The organism is Sphingobacterium sp. HJSM2_6 (assembly GCF_049316305.1).
In the GTDB taxonomy this organism is placed as follows: Bacteria; Bacteroidota; Bacteroidia; order Sphingobacteriales; family Sphingobacteriaceae; genus Sphingobacterium.
In genome coordinates, this window is sequence record NZ_JBMOXB010000001.1 from 41,274 (window position 1) to 61,563 (window position 20,290).

A 20,290-nucleotide genomic window follows, 5' to 3' on the forward strand; every position below is an offset into this window, starting at 1 on the left:
TTTAACGATACTTTTTTAATTTACTTTTGGTAAAAAAATAAAATTGATATTAAATACATGCTAAATTAATGAATCTCCTTTATGTGTTATTTAGGAACAATACATCTAATCATAAATTTAACCTGAACAAATATCCTTTTCCAATTTTGACGAAGACTTTTTATCTATTTCATCCTAAATTTATCCCTAAACCCTATTCAATTTATACGGAAACACCTTTCCCGAAGCCCATTGAGCCACATACAGGTTCTCATCATCATCTACACATACATCATGTGGATTGGCAAATATTTTTTCCTGCTGACCAAGCTTCTGTAGCACTCCATTTTTGTAAATAGGTTCTGTTCCGCCAATATTACTGACTACCTTATTCTTTTTATCCAGAATGGTGACAAATCCAGAATTCTCGACAGCTAGTTCTGGAGATCTCAATACCGCAGCATAAAGGTAATTTCCTTTGATCACAGGTCGGCAAACGCAAGCACCCGGAATACTAATAATTTCGAGCAATTTTCCTGAGGTATCAAATCTTTTAAAGCAATTGCGTGTTCTATCGGTTATTAACAAGGATTTCTTACCTCCTCTTCGGTCAAAACATATCCCGTGGGCATTATCTAAAAATGAATCGCCTTCCCCCTTACCTCCAAAATGATTTTTTAAATTACCTTTACTATCGTAATGCAAGATATGCTGTGCGCCGTATCCATCCGCAATAAAAATATCACCATTACTATCTACCGTCGTTTCTGTAGGAACAAATTCTTCCTTTTTTGTATATAGCCCTGTACCAAGAGGGGCATTAATCGTGAGCAAAATATTTCCTGATAGGTCCGTTTTATACACTTGATTTTTTGCGGTATCCGTAATATATAAAAACTCGGTTCCATTTTCATCATGTAAGGTTAATCCATGTCCACCAGGGAAATCATGGCCCCAACTTTCTAATACTTTACCATCCTTATTAAATACCAAAATATTGTTTTTTGTCTCATTGGTTAACAAAAAAATCCTACCCTTCTTATCTTGCACCATTTCATGACAATCATTTACCGATAGATTCGGAGCGTGTTTAGAGGCCCAGTTTTTATCTAAGGTATATTTCATATTACGATGTCCATATATTATTTCTTTCGGTTTAGCAAAAAGGTCCTTCATGATTAATAAACCTCCTGCGAAGAGGCTGGACTTTTGGATAAATGATTTTCTATTCATATTTAAATTCGGATATATTATTATTACTTCAATATTATTTCATCGACAAATAACCAAGGGATTGAACCTGCGGCAGGGAACCCATCCGGTATTTTCGCATAATGCTTCGTTTTCAACCGTAAGACACGAACCGATTGGTTAGGCAGGTGGCAGGCAATTATTCGACGATTGCGCATGCTCTCCGTTTTGTCCATGTCTAATCGGACCTTATTTAATAGTTTCAAATTCAAGGTATCTGTACCGCCCCAAACCTCCAAGAATTCAGGTGGATAAATATGTTGTCCATATTCTTGTTTGATGCTTAACGATAAGGTATCTACATGAACCGCTGTCTCGAAATATAAACTTGCAGAAAGGTCATTGCCTTGAAAGCCAAGCCATCTCCCATCTGCATTGTTAACTCCGCCACTTTCCAGATCGAAGAAACTTTTTTCCTTTCTAGCTTTGTACTGTGCGTTTGGTTTAGATTCCAAAGTTACCTTTTGGGGAGTAATAAAAGTAGCATAAAAATTTTGTCGCACTTCATTACTCGGTAACCAACCTTCTTTTTTAGCTTTTACACGTAAGACCACATCTTTTTGTATGGCGAATGGAGATTGATATACCAATGCAGCAACACTATCGGGGTCACTACCATCGATCGTATAATGGAACTTCACTCCGGGCACTGGATGTGTTAATGAAACCATTATTTCCTTTTGAAAGAAACTTCTTTCAGGACTTATTTTAACTGGAGTAAGCGCCAATTTTTGACTTTCATCCAATTTTTTACCCGCATCTATCCTTAGGCTTGGAAATTTTTTCTTTATAGCTGCTAACTCTTCCAGTTTTACCTGTGTATTCCATACGAAAACTTTGCGTATGGATGACATTCCTGCCAATTGCTCCAAACCATCTTTATTAATCTCGGTGCCAATTAAGCTGATATTTTTTAGGTTTTTAAGTTCGGTCAATAATAGGACTGCCTCATTTGATAATTTGGTGTTATTTAATTTCAAATTCCTCAAATTAACAAACTTTTTAAGCGTTTGAATATCCTCCATATGGATTGGCATCGCGCTTAGGTTTAACGAAACCACCTGCTCCGCTAATGGCAACAAATCTATCAGTGATTGCGTGTTATAAAAATCTTTTCCATAAAAGTTGACATCCAATGCTGGGGATCCCGCATCTAACGTTTTAATAATACGATAAGGTGTTATTAATTTTTTTATATCATCTTCATCAGCTGCAGCGAAGGTAAAGGTTTCTGCTCCTTCAAAACCATATACTGCTTTTACAGATTGATATAAACTGTCTTGTTCATTAAAAGCTGCTAATGGCTCGTCAAACTTCCCTCCGCTCTTGATCCAAGCTTTCAATAAACTTATTTCATCTATACTTAATTGAGGTTTACCTTTTGGAGGCATTCGATGCTGATTTTCTATATCCAACAATAATCGCTCAATCATTAAGCTTTTTATCGGATCACCCGCCGTAAATAGTTTCCCATTTTTTCCACCTTTCAGCATGGAACTACTATCTGACAGGATTAGATTTCCTTTGGCTTTACTGGAATTATGACAACTCATACATTTGGCTTGTAAAATTGGTAATACCGCATCCTCAAATACCATAGCACTTGCCGCATCCAATTCGTTCGATTGCGTACGCATTAAAGGACCTGTAATAAAGTCTTCTCCATGTGTCAAAGCGGCTCCAAAATGACCAACCAATAACAGCATAATCATTGTAATATGTATACTTACTGTAAATACAGGATGATAGGCTTTGGGATTCGCAAATCTCAAATATCCCAATAAGCTCATCGAAAGAATTGACAAGGCAATTCCCGTATATTTATGCCAATCATAGCTGTTACCTTCAAAACCTCCTTCTTTCGATAATAACAAGCCCATAATAACCGTAATGGCTATAAGCAATGAACTGAAAAAAAGCAAGAAATTCAGATAAGCCTTTATGCGAGGAATATCTTTCTCCAATCGTTGTCGAAATATAAAGAGGATCCAAGTAATGATAAATAAGACGATGGGAAAATGCAGCAGCAAGGGATGCATCCTTCCGATTACTTGTAAATATACAGGAATCTGAATGCTTTCTTCAAAAAGCAGAAAGAAAACGATAAAGCTGTTTAAGCCCAAAAGTATATTGAAATGCAAATTTTTTAAGGTCATCTCGCGTTTCTATTTAAGCAAGAATACCTTTAACCACATTCCCTGCAACATCAGTCAGACGATATCTTCGACCTAGATGTTTATACGTTAATTTTTCGTGATCAACCCCCAATGTATGTAATATAGTCGCATGAAAATCGTGTATATGAACCGGGTCTTTAACAATGTTATAACCAAGCTCGTCGGTTTCGCCATACACTATTCCAGGCTTGATTCCTCCACCTGCCATCCAAATACTAAAACTACGAGGATGATGGTCTCGACCATAATTATCTACGGTTAATCCCCCTTGGCAAAAGTTCGTGCGGCCAAATTCCCCACCCCAAATGACGAGGGTTTCATCCAATAAACCACGCTGCTTTAAATCCGTAATTAACGCAGCAGATGCTTGATCTACATCTTTTGCTTGCATAGACATTTGGGATGGTAATCCATCGTGTTGATCCCATCCTTGATGATATAATTGGACAAAACGAACTCCATTTTCCGATAACTTACGAGCAAGTAGACAATTTGCAGCATAGGTTCCAGGTACTAAGCACTCTGGACCATACATCTTAATAATATGATCGGGCTCCTTAGTCAGGTCGGTTACTTCAGGAACCGATGTTTGCATGCGGTAGGCCATCTCATATTGTTGTACTTTCGCTGTGATTTCTGGATCACCAAAAGTTTCATATTGCATGCTATTAAGTTCAGATAGTTTATCCAAGAGTTTTCTCCGACTCATCTTGTCGGTTCCGTCCGGATTCTTTAAATATAAAACTGGATCAGGGCCTCCCATAAACTGAACTCCTTGATGCACAGAATCTAAAAATCCATTTGTCCAAAGCTTCGAATAAACCCCTTGCCCATTTCCCCTACCCTTTGAAACCAATACACAGAATCCAGGAAGATTTTGGTTTTCACTTCCTAGACCATAACTCAACCAAGCACCCATACTTGCCCGGCTTCCTTGTTGAGAGCCGGTTTGAAAGAATGTAATCGCAGGATCATGATTGATAGCATCCGTATGCATGGATTTGATAATGCAAAGGTCATCCACCACTTGCGCCATATGCGGGAAAAGACTACTTATCCAAGCCCTACTTTGTCCATACTGGGCAAAATCAAAATAGGATCCCACCAATGGGAAATTTGCTTGTCCGGAAGTCATTCCCGTCAATCTTTGTCCCCCACGTATAGAATCCGGCAAATCTTGTCCCATCATTTCACGAAGCTTCGGTTTATAATCGAAGGTTTCCAATTGAGATACTCCACCCGATTGGAACAAATATATCACCCGTTTTGCTTTCGGTGCAAAATGCGGTAATGCCTTCTCAAATGCCTCCTGACTACCAGGTTTGCCCGAAAAAAGGTCCGGAATTAATAATGCTCCTAAAGCAACACTTCCAATACCAATACTAAGGCTTGAAAGAAATTGTCTTCTATTTTGGAACAATTGGGCTTCTTTTATTTCTTTATCAAAACTAGCGTCTAATTTCTTTTTCATAACAATCTACAATTAGATTTCTTCGTGGTTTTTAACCTTTGGTCAATGTTTCTTCTAGGTTATAAATGGCATGAACGACAGCCATTAATGCCGCCAATTTTACTTCCGGAATTTTCGGATCTAATGGTGCCTCGCCAACACTTAAAAAAGCCGTAGCGTCTGCTTTTTTCTTGCTAAATCGTGCGTATTCCTCCTGAAAATATTGATCCAATAGAGTCAATTCAGCTTCCGATGCATCACGACATAACACGCGTTTAAATGCGGTTTTTATCAGTTCTTTATTATCTTTTGTCGGCGCAGCATTGATGAGATTTGTCGAAAATACGCGGGCTGCTTCCAATATTGCAGGATCGTTCATCATAACCAATGCTTGTAATGGGGTATTGGTTCTATTTCGTTGAACTTCGCATACATCGCGGTTGCTCGCATCAAAAATCAACATATTTGGCGGAGGTAACGTCAATTTAATAAATACGTATAAACCTCTACGATAGAGATCTTCGCCATGGTCTTGAACATATTGCGCTAAAGCTCCACGACCAGAACTACTGACTTCCCAAATACCTGCTGGCTGATAAGGTTTTATACTTGGCCCTCCAATGGATCTGTTTAACAGATCACTCGTAGCTAACACCTGATCCCTGATCATCTGAGCTGGTAACCTAATTCTTTTTGCGCGAGCTAAATATATATTTTCTGGATCCTTATCTAAATGCTTCGAATTTATTTGAGATGATTGCTTATAAGTAGCTGTACTAACCAGTTGTTTGAGCAATCTTTTGACATCCCAACCATTTTTTTGAAAATCCAAAGCCAACCAATCCAATAATTCAGGATGGCTTGGTAAATCCCCTTGATTTCCAAAGTCGGCGACGGATGCGACCAATCCCCTTCCGAAAATCATGGCCCACATTTGGTTCACAAAAACACGAGATGTCAGCGGATTTTTATCACTAAATGTCCATTGCGCTAATCCCAATCGGTTTGAGGCATATTTAGTACTATCAAATGGCAATACTGCCTGCGGAGTTTGTGGATAAACCCTTTCTTTTGGGGAATCATATAATCCTCTATCAAGTACAAATGTTGGACGAATGCTATCTCGCTCTCCCATCACGGATATCGTGACATCACCTTCATCTGGCTGTTGATTAATGAAATTCAGTATTCCCTTAATGTCTTCTTGAGTTACTGTCAGCCTAGGTGTTTTTGATGGCCCTGAATTAACCAGTCCTTCTAATCCTTTTTCTAACGAATTATTAAAGAATGCATACATTCCATAATAATTCTTCTGAGTAAAAGGATCATATTTATGGTCATGGCATTGGGCACATTCCATCGTTATTCCTAACACTCCTTTGGCATAGGTATTCGTTTTATCTAGTCCATAAGCCACCCGGTATTCCTCATCGACAACCCCACCTTCTTCAGTAATCTTATGGTTTCTGTTAAAAGCGGTAGCGAGAATCTGTTCTTTGCTTGGATTCGGCAACAGATCACCCGCTAATTGCCAAGTTACAAATTGATCATAAGGCATATTCTTATTGAAAGCGTGAATCACCCAATCTCTCCAAGGCCACTGCGTTCGAATGTCATCATCCTGGTAGCCATAAGAATCGGCATAACGTGCCAAATCCATCCAGTGTAAAGCCATTTGTTCACCATAGGCTTTGGATGATAATAAATCATCGATTAGTCGATCATATGCTTGAGGGGAACTATCTTTCAAGAAGCGATCCATCACTGCTTCATCTGGGGGTAAGCCCGTAAGATCTAAACTTACGCGTCGTAATAATCGATGCTTATCGGCTTCTGCATTAGGCTCAAAACCCGCCTTAACCATCTTATCCAGAACAAATTGATCTATGGTATTATTTCCCCATTTTATTTTTTGCTGTGGAATTTCCGGTTCTACTGGCGCTGTAAATGCCCAATGGGGTTTATAAACCGCCCCCTGCTTGATCCATTTTTCGATTAAGTCAATCTCATAGTTACTTAATGGTAAATTTGAGGCTGTAGGTGGCATGCGAATCGTCTCATCATCCGAAGTTATCCTCAAAAATGCCTCGCTAATATGTGGTTTCCCAGGAACAATAGCATGTTTATCTGGACTTTCAACCAAGGCTTTATATGCCCCTTCTTCCGTATCTAATCTCAATCCACCTTCCCGAGTATTATTATCTGGACCATGGCAGGCAAAGCATTTGTCGGAAAGAATAGGTTTGATATCATAATTATAATCTACAAATTTCGGTAAGTCGATCTTAACCGACCCTGTAGCAGAAGATTCTGCTGCTGAATTACACATCGTTAGCAAACTGATCATCAGCCCCAAGACCGTAAAAACAGCAAATATAACTATTGATTTGCGCTGTAAAATGACCGATTTATTCGTCCTCATGATATTGTTTAAGTCTATGATTGCACAAACATGTTGATTATTCAAATCAGCATATTTGTCATTTATAATGGTTATTTAGGTCTAATCAAATCTTTGGTATTCAACTTTGATTAGTCCAATTTTAGTTTAATGTTTTACTTGAAGGAAAAGATAAAATATAGGTTACCATCGCTTCAGCATCTTGACTGCTTAAATTAGGATGTGCACTCATTTCCGAATGTCCCCAGGCACCACGACCTCCATGAATGATTCGCTGAGCCAAAACTTTAATGAATACTTCCTTTCGTGGATATCTTAAATTTATATCAGTAAATGCTGGGCCTATTCCTTTTTTATCTTCTTTATGACAGGTGTAACAGTCTGAATACGATATTAAGACTTTCCCCCTTGCCTCAAGTACGGTATCTATTCCTTCATCCTCTCCTTCAATCGGTTGAATATATGATGCTCTATCTCCTACAATCGGCTTATTAAATTGCTCCAAATCTTTCGAATCAGGCTTCCTAATACAGCTAACAAAAACAGAAAAAACAATCAAATAACAAACGACTTTTAGGATAGATTTACTCATAAGTAGTAGGGTAATAAGGTTTAAGAAATGTTATAAGGTTTAAATCCTTTCCCCTAAGTTCGTTAAAACTCAAATGATTAATCTTTGAATTTATTACAATTTTTGGACATTCTAAAATAATTCAATATTTTCTATGTATTCGTTACATTAATTGATCTGTTTTTCTGAGGAAATACGAATACTTGCTTGATAGTCTTTTTATAATTGCTAGGTATGATTAAAAAAAAATACGGCTAGATTACCTAACCGTATTTACAAGAATTAATACTTATGCTTGTTTAGAATTTACCATTTTCATTTTTCCAGGATTCCTTTGCAGGTATTTTTTCCAATACATCCCAATGTTCTGCAATTTTTCCATCCTCCACTCGGAATAAATCATAAAATGAAGTATGATCTTTCCCAATGTACCCTTCACTTATTACAAGAACAAAATTTCCTTCTCCCAATACCCGATGGATGTTTTCATATTTTATTGTTAGCCCATTTTCTGCTGATTTAACTAAAGCAGTTCTTAAACCTGAAACCTTATCGCCTATTTGAGGATTATGTTGGATGTAGTCGTTTCTTTTAAAATAACTATCCAATTTATCCATCCGTGTTTTAACCAACACATCTTCCACAAATTTTCTGACATATTTTTTGTTTTCTTCAGTGCTATTAAGATCTTTCACTACAATCGTTCCATCAATCATTCCATGTCCACTTGGATTTGCAGTGGCAGGTTCATCTTGTATATTGTCCCAATGTTCAACGATTTTGCCATCTTCAAATCTGAAAATATCAAAGGCTATTTGAGGATTTGAAAAATTATATTCGGTATGAGCAAAAACGTAATCAGCATCCTGAAATATTCTTACCGTATTGACTGCTCCTGAATTGGGAGGTATTTGTTGTAAAAGTGTTTTAAATCCTTCAAGACCATCCCCTACAGCCAAATTATGCTGAATGTATTTATGTTCGTTTAGGTAACTGATGGCTTGTTGATCTCCTGTTTCCAAACTTTTTAATAGAGCAGCAACTTTTTCCTTTTTAGACAATGCTAGTGAATCCGTTTTGCGCTGTTCCTTGAAACTGCTTGGATGAGTATATGCACTAAATACGATACTTACTAACAGGCTGATTCCCACGAATATTTTTCTCATTTTTTGATAATTTTAAATTGACCTAACAAAGGTACCAGCTGTATGTAAGCATATGATAATAACAATACGCCTTAACATGGTAGTTTTACGCCAATAACTAAAATTTGAGTTGCGCTCTAAATGCTGAAGGAGTACGATGTTGATGCTTTCGGAAATATTTCACAAAGTTGCTGGGTTCTTCAAAGCCTAAATAATAACCAATCTCTTTGATACTTTCAGTGCTATGCGCTAAGATTCGTTTTGCTTCTAATAGAACACGTTCATCAATGACTTGTTTTGTTGTCTTTCCTAATATAGATTTTGTGGCTCGGTTGAGCCTTTTTTCTGTAATAGATAGTTGGTTTGCAAAAAAACTTACTTGTTTCTGTTCCTTGAAATGAATTTCTAAACTATCCTTAAACATTAATACACAATCAAAATCTGCATTCTTCTTGCTATGCTTGGATTCATGTCTTAAATTTTCTCTTTCAGATTGAAGTAAAAGATTAAATAATGTGTTTCTCAATATATCAGACTGAAAACTATCTTTTTTATTTTTTAGTTCCTTTTCAATTAGCTGGAATAATTGAGGTATTGCTGATTGATCATCACCAGCAGCAATTTGGGAAACTGAAAATAAATTGTAAAATAAGGAACTGTGTTGTAAATACTTGACATCCTCTTCAGTTTTACAAAAAAAATTATCCGTAAATAATAAGGCTTTCCCCTCGAAATTTCCTTTTTCATCAAATCGATGAACCGTATCCTTGGATAGAAATAAAATGGAATTTGACTTAATATCAACTGGAATAAAATCAACTAAATGAGTAGAAGATCCACTTTGAAACCATAAAATATGATAAAAACCTGCTCGATGAGGGCTAGTTAATACTTCCTTTCCTTTTTCAAATAGTTCTTTTAACGATAATAATTCTATTTCATTAGGCAAATCACTCCTAAACTCGAATTTTTTAATTTCATTTATTTTGGACATTTATTTTATTATGGGATAATCACATGATTTTATAGGTAACCTTTATTCTTTTAACTGAATCTGCTGATTTAATAGGTTACCTCAACAAGGTATCTCTTGTAAGTTTATTTTTATCTAAACCAAAACTCTCACTAAACCAGTTGATTAATATATTTTCAATTTCATTTATATGATATGTTCTGGGATTTCTTCTACACTTTAAATAATTTTCCATAGTCATTTTCACCACCATTTCTTCTATTGAATCTATATTCAATTCATTTCCAAAATGCTGAGCGATCTTTAAGCCTGAAAGTGAAATAATAAGTAATACTAGTCCGGACTGCCAATGAAAAAACAACCAAATCAAAGAACCTAATAAAAACATACCTAATATTCCAGTAACCCAATGGGCTGGTCTTAATATACCTAATTTAAATTCTAATTTCCTCTCCAATTTCTTAATTGTTGAACGTCTTTTAGACCTATGTAAAATATCTTTAAGCAATAAATCTTTTCTTATTGTAAAACGATCTATAGGCAAAATTGATAAAATTGCTTCCCGAAGTTTATAAAATGCTTGCTGCCTTGTACAATCGTTTACGTTATTTAATTGAATTTTTTGGATTATATAATCGCATAATTCGCCAAAAGTATTTAAATAAATTAATTCGTTTTGAACAAACTCCATTTGAAAAGAAACTTCTATTTCTAAAAGCAAATCATCTATGTCCTCTGAATCTACATCCCTTAAGTCAACATCCTTCATTGTATTTTTTTTAATATTGTACGCCATCAAGCTAAATTGTACACTTGGGTCTATTTCCTTAAGGAAAGACTGTTATTATAAATTTAGTGTTTTTTTTAATTATACAATTGTCTTCTATTCAGCATAGAAGACAATTTAATTTGTTTTCTTTTCTTAAAATTTGATCTGTTCTACCAAGGTAGACAGCTATTGGGGGAGTTATTCATGATTAGGTCTTTCATTACTGTCTACAATTCGGGTAAGGCTTCGATGGAGTTGCTCAGGTTGATAAAAATAATTAAGATTGACAACTATTTTCATTGTTCGGTGATACCATGAAACTTTTAAACGTGATTATGAGATCCTACTCTTGTCATTTGAACTTATACCCAAAAATAGGCGTCCTTTCGGACGCCTATTAGTAATACGATTACCTTTATTTAGTATAAATTCTTAATTACTTACTGGTAAGTACGGATTTAAATTAGGTTGTAATCCCCAGCTCGGATTCATGTTAATAGTAGGATTATTAATTTCTAAAGTAAAGAATTTCGAATTTAATTCTGCTGTATAAGTCTTACCATGCAATGAATGTTCAATTTTTGATTTAGACCATGGTTTACCTGCATCAAATGCCAATCGTTTTATATCAAATGTTCTTTGAAAAGTTCCCATAGGCATTTCGCGTCTTCGTTCTTTTAAAATTTCTGTTAATAATTGATCCTGACTAAGGGCTGAACCATTCGGCAAATCGGTAGAGCCCGAATACCGATATTTTCTAAGTAAATTTAAATCTGTCAAGGCTTGGTTTAGTTTATTTAAACGACCATTCGCTTCCGCTTTCATCAGCAATAATTCAGGAAATGTTAAACCTTGATTGGCAAGCAATTTACTGTCTCTATGATAATATAATTGGACACCATCGTCGTATTTTTGACCACCTACAGTCACAGAATATCCCAAATCTTTCAATGCGAAAAGCTTGTATCTCCTGTCGCTCGTTTTATCAAAAAGATCAATAAAATCTTCTGACGGATAATTATCCCAACTTCTGGCTGCAGGTCGATAGAATAATTGTTCTCGATTAAAGGATTGTCTTAAAAATTTATCGGGTCCTTCCAATTCTAAACCAACTTCGACATCTGTACCTGGTGATGGAGAAGCATTTGGATCTGCCCGATAAGAAAATTGATTAAAATTGTAAATTAATTGATCGGCACCACCTTTGGATCCTAAAGCTAATCGCCAACCTTCTTCAGCATGTTCCGACATTTTTTCCCAATCGCGTTTATACATATATAGTTGGGCAAGTAATCCATGCACAGCAGGTAAACTGGCTCTTGTTGGGTTACCCACAACCAGTGGAGCATCTAAAGCCTCTAATAAATCTTGCTCAATTAGATCCATGAGTTCTTTGGTGGTTGATAATGCTGGATTTGGAACAATCGGTGAACTTGCTTTACGGTAAGGGATTACCTTTTGATCATTCGCAGCATTTGGATTATACATGGGTCCATAACCCAAACCTGCAACCATCAAACTCCATGCCCGACCAGCTTTGGCTTGTGCCGTTATTATTTTTCCTAACTCACTATCTTTTGCATTTAAGCTACTTACTTCATCAATCACCACATTAAATAAACTGACGGCTTTATATACCCCCCAATCCCAAGTATATTGTGGGGTATTGGGGTTCGTGTAGGGGTGATAATATGTATAAGCGGCTATCCGATCAACATTGGGATGGGTATTTGTATACAAGTATTTGGCCTCATTGCTAGATACCCTAATATTATCTCCAAGAAACGCATAAAAGCATCCACGATTATTATCTATAAAATGGTAATCAATCGTATTTGTACTATATAGAATATTTTCTAATTCTTCCACTTTGGAAGGGATTAATCGTCCAACAGGCTTTACATCTAAAAACTTAGAACAACCTGAGTTAACTATAGAAGCGATTAAGATTAAGATATATGTAAATTTGTTCATGGTATTAGCTAAAATTTAAAATCCAACTTTTAGTCCTAGAAAAAATTCTCTAGGTACAGGAAGCGAAGTAAAACCTAGTTCTATATCCGGCCCAACACCTCCTGAAGTATTTACTTCTGCTGTTTCCGGATCTATATCTACGCCTGCATCAGTGATTCGAAATAAATTTCTCCCTTGCATATAGATTTGAGCATTCGCTATATGAATTGATTTGGTAAATCGACTTAAATCATACGATATGGTCACATCGCGTAACTTAGCATAACTTGCATTTGCAACCAACTTATCGATATATGGGAAATCGAACATATCCATATTCCAATCCATCAAGACAGGATATATAGTATGTGCCTCATCCCCAGGTTTTCGCCAACGCTTACCAACAAATCTATTCTGTATATTGGAACCACTAAAACCATCTTTTCGATATTTATGACCAAGTTTAGCAATAAACATAAAAGATAAACTCAAATCTTGGTATTTGAACCGGTTGGTTAGCGCTAAATCCCATTTTGGTCGGAAAGTACCTTGATAATATAAATCATCAGGTGTGGCATTAGCAACTAAAATAGTCTCCTTATTTTTATTGTAAATTTGCGTTTCACCTTTATTATTTAAGCCGGCAAATCGATAGCCAAAAATTGCTCCAGAAGGATAATTAGCTGCGAGAATTCCCCCTCCACTTAAATAACTACTGGTGTAAGGTCTTTTTACATTATAAAACAATACTTTATTCACATTATAAGTGACATTAGGTGAAACCATCCAATTAAATTTATTAGTATTTACCGCTATAATATTCATACTCAATTCAATTCCATGATTACTCATTTTTCCTACATTTTTCATCAAAGAAGAATAGCCTAACGTTTGGTCTATGGCATCAGATGCTAGTAAATCACCACTATTTTTAATATAATAATCCAATGTTCCATCAATACGATTGTTAAACAGACCAAAATCAACTCCTAAATTGGTTATTTTGGTTTTTTCCCATCGCAATTGATTATTAGGGGGAGATGCCACATTATATTGAATTCCTCCTGTAGTAGCGTTGTATGTCCCTACACGTAAAATTAAATGCGGGCCGTTATTCATCGAAATATTACCGTTGATACCATAGGAGGCTCGAATGAATAATTTATTCAAAACTGAACCATTCCAAAAATTTTCTTGACTCAATTTATAAGTACCTCCTAAAGACCACATCGGTTTATAGCGATATTTACGGTCTGTCCCAAAAAAATTGGTTAAATCTAAGCGAGTAGAACCACTAATAATAAAGCGATTATCATATTCATAGGAGCCATTCGCATACCAGGAAACGAAACGGTTATCTCCGTAGGCAAATTGACCATCGCTTATTCCTCCAAAAGATGATGGAAATAACATATCTGCAGAATATATCCCAGCTAAATAATCCTTGATATTCACGGGGATAAATGACCCTGCTGTAGGGTTATAACCCAAGCGAGTGCCTATTTGATTTTGGTTATAGGTCAACTGCCGCACTTCATTGCCCAATAAAGCATAGATACGATGTTTTTCTTGTTGAAAATCTTGATTATAATTTATTTGAGATCTTAATGTCCAAGATTCTTGGATATTTCTGTTTTCATTAATAACTGAACCATCTGGAAAATAATGATTGGCATTATTGGACTTGGAGGTGCCATCATTATAGGCAATCCGAACCGCATAAGCGTCCGATAATTGTAATGAACTCCTCAAGCTATTACCTCTTTCCCAATTACCTCCAACTTCAGCCGATAGACCTTTAAAAATCTTGGCTCGTAAAAAACCATTTATTCGGGATGAAAATACAGTACTCGTAACACGACTATTATTTAATTCTTGAAGTGGAAAATAATCCCAATTTTTCATACCAGGAGTATTTTTATAGGTGTTCACTTTATACTGGCTAATTCCCCAAATAGGTAGTTCTTGTCCATCTGCATTCCATAAATTGGTATAAGGTTGCAACATAGAGGAAGAATTATACGAGGTGAATGTCTCAAAATCAAATCTGCTTGATTCGTTTTTATTTAAAGTTACATTCGCGGCTAATCCCATTGTTAAAAATTCAAAAGGTTTCCACTCATTCTTTAAGTCTATAATAAAACGCTTATTATCATTACTGATCATATTTTTTTGAGTGCCTTGATAATTGATAGATAAGTTATAACTGTAATCTTTGGCTCCTCCAGAAATGCCTAAATTATGCTGTTGATTGATTTCATTTCTAAAAAAAGCTTTTTCAATTTGCTGCGTCCCATCAATTTTTCTTAGATCATTAATTTCCATCATGGCTTCTGTTTCAGTAATTTTCCCTTCCCTAACTTGCATAAGGAGATATGTAACTCTATTCATATTGACTCGACTTATCGTAGAAGGAGAATTGGGGTTCAAATGATACAGGTCAATTTGGGCATCGATGTAATCTGAAGTTGAAGCTCTGTTTAGCGCTTCAAGCTGAGGTCTTGCTATTACATTGAAAAATGAAGAATACTTTATTGTGGGTTTACCTGAGAGACCATTTTTAGTCGTCACTACGATGACCCCATTAGCTGCTCTAGAACCATAAATAGATGCTGCTACCCCATCTTTTAAGATGGTTATACTGGCTATATTCAACGGATTAATATCGTTTATATTTCCTGATATTGGGTATCCATCTACAACCAATAAGGGCGTCTTTTCCGCATTAAAAGTGGAAATGCCTCGAATTTCGATATTTCCCGATTTATCTATGACAATACCAGCCGCCTGACCTTCTAATGCATTCTTGATGCCTGTAGCTAGTTTTAATTCCAGTTGTTCGCCACTTACATAACTAAATGCTCCTGTCATGCGTTCTTTTGGTAAACTTTGATATCCAGTATTTACTCGAATTACTGCCGCATCTATGAGCTCTGCTTGGGAAATAAGAATAATTTCACCCAGGTTATATTTAGAAGATATAGTTTGTGTCGTATATCCTAAATAAGAAATTACTAATGTTGAATTTTCAGGAAGATTTTCAAAAATAAATTCTCCATTCTTGTCTGTGATAGTACCTTCTTTACTTCCCTGTTTCCGTATGGAAACTCCAACTAATGCTTCTTTCTTCTCATTCACAATTCTTCCTCGTGTGATTTGCTGAAGCTTGACTTCATTTTTTTTGGCCTGTAGGTTATTTTTAACTAAAGCTTGTATTATGATGGTCTTTTTAGTAAGTTGATATTGAAGACCTTGATCCTTTAGTAATAAGTCAAGTACTTGTTCAATTTCTACATTGCTTACAGAAATATGGATCGGAATAGTTTTTTGTAGATCATTTTCATCATAAACAAAAGTGTATCCACCTTGCTTAGTTAACTCGAGAAAAGCCGTTTTTAAGCTCGCATCCTTCAGGTTTAATGAAATCTGTTGCCCAAGACCATTCGCCATCACAGCAAACATTGAAATAAAGAACATGAGGATTGTTAATTTCATATAATCAATAATGTGGCGCGAAAGGGTTAAGATATTCCATGTTGCTGGAAATAGTTGATTATTCATTCATTTTCATAATATACACTGCAAGGCTGTAGTGAAGGGAAATCGTATGATATTACGGTTTCAATAATATATACTCATAAATCACTAAGTTTGTAATGTTTGGTTAAAATTCTGTTAGATATCAGTATTTGTTTGCACCAAGCATGGCTGTCTATGGTATAGGAAGTACCTGGACAGCCTTAATTTACTCGCAAACTTTATAAATAGTATTAATTTATTTTATAGCAACTATCCTCCTTCCTTTTATTATAAACTTCACGTGTGTTTTCATGGTTATAGCCGATAAAATTTCGGATAATTGGATATTTCTTCGCATAATTGCAGATAAGCGGATCGCTTTAAAATCTCCCATTTCCACTTCCACATGATACCAACGTTCAATTTTTTTACCGAATTGATCAAGAGTCTCGTTATTGATTAAATAAATTCCATCTTTCCACTGTGTATAATCTTCTGCAGCAATACGTTTTACAGCAATTTTCGAATCATTCGCTACCAAAGCTTGTTCACCTGGCTTCAGCAAGACCTGCTTTTTTGTTTTATTTTCTGTAATGCGTAGGCTACCTTCAACCAGAGTAGTCGCTACTATATCTTCATTTTCATAGGAACTGATATTAAATTTTGTACCTAAAACCTCAATCCTTTGATTAGGTAGTAAAACGATAAATGGCTTTTCAGGATTTTTTATAACTTCTAAATACACTTCCCCCTTGACCGAAATTTTACGGATATGATCTTCAAACCTTGTCGGATAGGAGATTGATGAAGCCGCATTAAGCCAAACTTTTGTGCCATCAGGTAAGGTTGTCTGATATTGTCCAGCCTTTGGTGTACGTAAAGTAACTAGCTGGACTTTTTCATTTTGATAAATAGCTTTACCATTCCTATAGGTTATTCTATCTCCGTAATTAATAATTTCACTTTCTTTTTTATCCAGCACATATTCTTTTCCATCTTCCAAGGTTAAAATCGCTTGACTAGATCCTGGATTTATGCTTTCCGCCAAAAGTTTACTCTTTTCTATCTCTTGTTTTTTGAGTTGATTTTTCCAGACAAATCCAATCACACATACACAAAAAAGTAATGCGGCAGCACTTATGAGCTTCTTGAATGGAAAATAGGATGTTCGATTGGAAATCTGATTCAATCTATTCAACAAATCAACTAAATCAGCTATCATCTCCTTTTCCGACAGTTCACTCTTTGATAAGTTTAGATTATTGTACCACTGCTCCAATAGTACAAGTTCTTCCTCCGAACAAGTGCCCTCTTCATAACGCCTTAATAGATTCTGTGCTTCCTGTTGATGTGGATCCTTCATAAAATTTGTCCATTTAGATTAAAGACGTGAAACCTATAGGTATAGGGGGGATAAATTGAAAAAAAAATAATTTTCAAGAAACAAGCCCTAGATAGAACGCTTATTTTGTTAATTAAATTGAGAAACTTTTGGGTAATATTTAAAATAGAAACAAAATAGATTCAAGTTTGAACTTAAGTATCCGTAGGGCTTCCTTGATATACCCTCTAACGGTTTGTTCAGAAATATTTAATCGGCCAGCTATTTCTTTATGGCTAAGAAATCCCCTCCTACTCAATTCAAAAATCTCCCGGATTCTGGGAGAGAATCCAGCTAACAGCTTTTCAATTTCTTCATTAAGCATTTTCTCCCGAAGCCTGCCGTCTGCAGTAGTTTCTTCTGAAGCTAAAAATGAACTTAAAGAATCCAAATATTTTTCTTCATTTTTAGCTTTGGCAATTCGATCTAAAATATGATTTCGAACACTGATAAATAAATATGATGATAGGCTTTTTTGAATATTTAGGGAACTTCTATTCTTCCATATATTGGTAAAAATATCTTGAACGATATCTTTTGCTAATTCACTATCTCCAATTTTATGATAAGCCTGAGTGTACAGTAAGGTGAAATAATGTAAATATATTTTTTCGAATGCATGGCAATCGCCTTCTTTCAGTTGAAGAAGCAGTTCTTTTTCGTAATCCGGCGACAGCAAAAACATGTTGTATTGGGTAAATTTTAGAACACCTAAATAAGTAAATTTTACATAAAATTACAAATAAGTTAAACTATAAGTAAAACATAGGCAACATCATTAATGTAAACCGAAAAGATTTCACGATTTAATTAACCCTAATCAAGCTTAGATTGGGTCGGATTTTATTATTTTTCAATGTGCAAAGGCTTGTTGCTTAAAATATACACCTGAGTTATATTTCATCTTCCAATTAAGCAGTTATTGACCTAAATTAACATAAAGTAAAGAAGCAAGTTTTTATAACAATTCAAATTTAAAACTCATTTAGGAAGTCATTTCACCTGCAAATTCCTAAATCCTATTGCAGTGCATGGCTGTAAGAAGGGGATTAAAAAACATCCATATGGTTCACGCACTCCAGCGTAGCGAAAAATTTTGGTATGTAGGAACATAAATTGGCTTAAACTTACAAAAGAGGTCGATATCCATACGATGAAATAATCAAACATGAAATAGCAACTTGAGTAAATCAGCATATAGGTTAACCTATTTCTGTATAAGACAGTATACGGTATTACTTATCAGCATTGGATCTCCTTCGGATCTTCATCGGATCTTCATTGGATATCAGCCGAAAAATAGCGAATAAGATCCGATTAATATAGATGGAAGAAACAATAAAGATTGAATTTTGTATTTTGCAAAAAATCTAATAATTCTGTTGACACTTACTTATTAATAAACTTTAGCTATGATCACAAAAACCGAGATTTTAAATCATGAACATCAACTTTATGAGGCCATGAAAATAGGTCATGTTGATAAGCTTGATAAACTTTTACACGAGGATTTGCTTTTTATAATTCCGAGTGGGGAGACCATCAGTAAAGAAATGGACTTAGCAACCTACCGCAGTGGAAATCTGAAAATAGAGGACCTTCATTCAACTGTTGAGCAATTGAATATTATCGATGATTTAGCCGTAATTACCTTGAAAATAAATTTAAAAGGAAGATACAACGGTGAATCATTTGAAGCCCATTACCGCTATATTCGATTTTGGAAAAAGTTTGTCGATGGATTGAAAGTTGTCGGGGGAAGCGGAAGTTCGATTTAATTTTATTTTAATTGTTAAATCATTTAGCACCTTCTTCAATTACCTTGAGGCATTTAGTTTTGCTAATAGTGCCTGGTAATAATTGTTCAACAAACTCTTATTTCCATTAAAAAATAGATAAGGTTCAATAAGTTCCAATTCCATTAAGTGAAAATGATTTTGAATGATAACCCCGTCTACTCTGGCATACAATGGTATTTCAGGCAAAATGTTTAAATACATTTTAGCCTGCTCCATATATTCCCTATTTGCTTCTGGATAACTTACTTGTCCACCATGGTCATGTTGCACTCGAAAATCATCTAATTTTGGGGTTTTTAAAACACAATGACTATAGTTTCCATTAAAGAAAAGGAAAGACCATTCACCTTCTTGGATTTCTTTAACAAAAGGTTGCACTATAAAATCTTCGTTTTTTAATAATTGATTCAGCCTAAGTGTATTTTCTGCAAAGTCTTTTTTATCAATTAACACCGTGTTTTGCGCCCCAGCACTCACACAGGGCTTGATTACTAGTTTATGTGTATTGAAAAGATCAAATAATTGTTCATCAACTAGTGAACCCTTCAACAAGTATTCACTAGCAATAACAGGAAGTCCAAATTCCGTTATTTCTTTAAGGTATTTTTTATTGCTATTCCATTTGATTACATCAACTGTATTCAAAACTTTAATTCCAGCCGCTTGCATCTCGTCCAACCATTGGAGAAATTTATTCAGGTGATTATGATAATCCCATGGCGATTTTATAATGAGCAAATCAAACTGAGTCCATTCAATATTCTGATCATTCCAAATGGCAATTTCAATATTGATTCCATTTGCAATTAAATACGCAAGCAGATCATCATCCTCATCAACGGTCGCAACCTGTGAAAATTTTTCTTCTTTTCTATAACTAACTAAGGCAATGTTCATATACTTCAAGCTAATACACGGTATG

The 20,290-nt window shown here is 35.3% G+C and carries 14 protein-coding genes; 1 reads left to right on the forward strand and 13 read right to left on the reverse strand.

Features of this window, described 5'->3' with window-relative positions:
• Positions 1–186: 186 nt before the first annotated feature.
• The 12 genes from ACFRAE_RS00215 to ACFRAE_RS00270 form a co-directional block, all read right to left on the reverse strand.
• Entirely contained in the window at positions 187–1,212 is a 1,026-nt protein-coding gene (locus tag ACFRAE_RS00215; RefSeq protein WP_422795094.1) for a hypothetical protein, read from the reverse strand.
• A gap of 23 nt (positions 1,213–1,235) precedes the next feature.
• On the reverse strand, positions 1,236–3,386 hold the full coding sequence (locus ACFRAE_RS00220; RefSeq protein WP_422795095.1) for a c-type cytochrome domain-containing protein: 2,151 nt from the start codon (positions 3,384–3,386) through the stop codon (positions 1,236–1,238).
• A 13-nt stretch (positions 3,387–3,399) separates the two neighbouring features.
• A complete protein-coding gene (locus ACFRAE_RS00225) occupies positions 3,400–4,878 on the reverse strand; it encodes a DUF1501 domain-containing protein (protein ID WP_422795096.1) in 1,479 nt (492 codons plus the stop codon).
• Positions 4,879–4,909: 31 nt separating this feature from the next.
• Positions 4,910–7,279, reverse strand: coding sequence for a PSD1 and planctomycete cytochrome C domain-containing protein (locus ACFRAE_RS00230; protein ID WP_422795097.1), 2,370 nt, complete (start codon positions 7,277–7,279; stop codon positions 4,910–4,912).
• Between the two features lie 121 nt (positions 7,280–7,400).
• Entirely contained in the window at positions 7,401–7,850 is a 450-nt protein-coding gene (locus ACFRAE_RS00235) for a c-type cytochrome (RefSeq protein ID WP_422795098.1), read from the reverse strand.
• A 278-nt stretch (positions 7,851–8,128) separates the two neighbouring features.
• Positions 8,129–8,995: a nuclear transport factor 2 family protein gene (locus ACFRAE_RS00240; RefSeq protein ID WP_422795099.1), complete on the reverse strand. Its 867-nt coding sequence runs from the start codon at positions 8,993–8,995 to the stop codon at positions 8,129–8,131.
• Between the two features lie 97 nt (positions 8,996–9,092).
• Positions 9,093–9,968 carry a helix-turn-helix domain-containing protein gene (locus ACFRAE_RS00245; RefSeq protein ID WP_422795100.1) on the reverse strand — a complete coding sequence of 292 codons (876 nt, stop codon included), beginning with the start codon at positions 9,966–9,968 and terminating at the stop codon, positions 9,093–9,095.
• Positions 9,969–10,044: 76 nt separating this feature from the next.
• Positions 10,045–10,716 carry a hypothetical protein gene (locus tag ACFRAE_RS00250; protein WP_422795101.1) on the reverse strand — a complete coding sequence of 224 codons (672 nt, stop codon included), beginning with the start codon at positions 10,714–10,716 and terminating at the stop codon, positions 10,045–10,047.
• Positions 10,717–11,148: 432 nt separating this feature from the next.
• Entirely contained in the window at positions 11,149–12,690 is a 1,542-nt protein-coding gene (locus ACFRAE_RS00255; RefSeq protein ID WP_422795102.1) for a RagB/SusD family nutrient uptake outer membrane protein, read from the reverse strand.
• Between the two features lie 15 nt (positions 12,691–12,705).
• Positions 12,706–16,230, reverse strand: a complete 3,525-nt coding sequence (locus ACFRAE_RS00260) for a SusC/RagA family TonB-linked outer membrane protein (RefSeq protein ID WP_422795103.1) — start codon at positions 16,228–16,230, stop codon at positions 12,706–12,708.
• Between the two features lie 214 nt (positions 16,231–16,444).
• Positions 16,445–17,551, reverse strand: coding sequence for a FecR family protein (locus ACFRAE_RS00265; protein WP_422795104.1), 1,107 nt, complete (start codon positions 17,549–17,551; stop codon positions 16,445–16,447).
• A 139-nt stretch (positions 17,552–17,690) separates the two neighbouring features.
• Positions 17,691–18,254, reverse strand: a complete 564-nt coding sequence (locus ACFRAE_RS00270; RefSeq protein WP_422795105.1) for an RNA polymerase sigma factor — start codon at positions 18,252–18,254, stop codon at positions 17,691–17,693.
• Positions 18,255–18,981: 727 nt separating this feature from the next.
• Between ACFRAE_RS00270 and ACFRAE_RS00275 the strand changes: the two genes are divergently transcribed.
• Entirely contained in the window at positions 18,982–19,347 is a 366-nt protein-coding gene (locus ACFRAE_RS00275; protein WP_422795106.1) for a nuclear transport factor 2 family protein, read from the forward strand.
• Positions 19,348–19,386: 39 nt separating this feature from the next.
• Here the strand turns inward: ACFRAE_RS00275 and ACFRAE_RS00280 are convergent, their stop codons facing one another.
• Positions 19,387–20,265 carry an ATP-grasp domain-containing protein gene (locus ACFRAE_RS00280; protein WP_422795107.1) on the reverse strand — a complete coding sequence of 293 codons (879 nt, stop codon included), beginning with the start codon at positions 20,263–20,265 and terminating at the stop codon, positions 19,387–19,389.
• Positions 20,266–20,290: the final 25 nt, after the last annotated feature.